Source organism: Arthrobacter sp. Y3223164, assembly GCF_059091005.1.
The window spans coordinates 1-493 of record NZ_JBNHGF010000831.1 but is presented as its reverse complement, the minus strand read 5'-3'; the positions used below and the strand labels follow the sequence as shown (position 1 = coordinate 493).

Here is a 493-nt window from a genome sequence, read left to right as displayed (position 1 = left end):
GTGCCCAGGCCCGGGGCATCCCCGCCGTCGTCGTCGCCGGGCAGATCGACCTGGCGCCGGACCGCCTGGCCCAACACGGGGTGCACGCGGCCGCCAGCGTGGTCGAGGCGGCAGGCAGCCGGGAACAGGCCATGGCCCAGGCCGCACGCTATGTCACGTTGGCCACGCAACAGGCGCTCGAAGGGGCTTGAGCCCGGGAAGCACGCCTATCATGAGGGCATGAGCAGCACCGTCGTCCCGCCGCCCTCGGCCGTCCGCCAGGGTTTTCTCCGCACCTTGGTCCTTTGGCTGGCGATTCCGATGGCGGTGCTGGTGCCGCTCTGGGTGGTGGCCGGACGGGTGCTGTTTGGCATCGGCGGGCAGATGGTGCTCTGGCTGGGCATCAGCCTGGGCCCGGTGCTGCTGGTCTTGCTGTTGCTGACCGGCGTGAAGCTCCTCGAGACCGCCCGCCGCGGCCTGCTGCTTCCGGTGCGGGCCGTCGTGGCGCCGGCGC

1 protein-coding gene and 1 pseudogene are annotated in these 493 nt (G+C 72.2%); both read left to right on the top strand.

The window, feature by feature from the left end:
• Positions 1–191: glycerate kinase (locus tag AC5RUJ_RS18260; RefSeq protein WP_494156520.1), on the top strand; the 191-nt coding region annotated here is incomplete at its 5' end.
• A gap of 28 nt (positions 192–219) precedes the next feature.
• A pseudogene (locus AC5RUJ_RS18255) lies at positions 220–493 on the top strand (hypothetical protein); the annotation flags it as partial.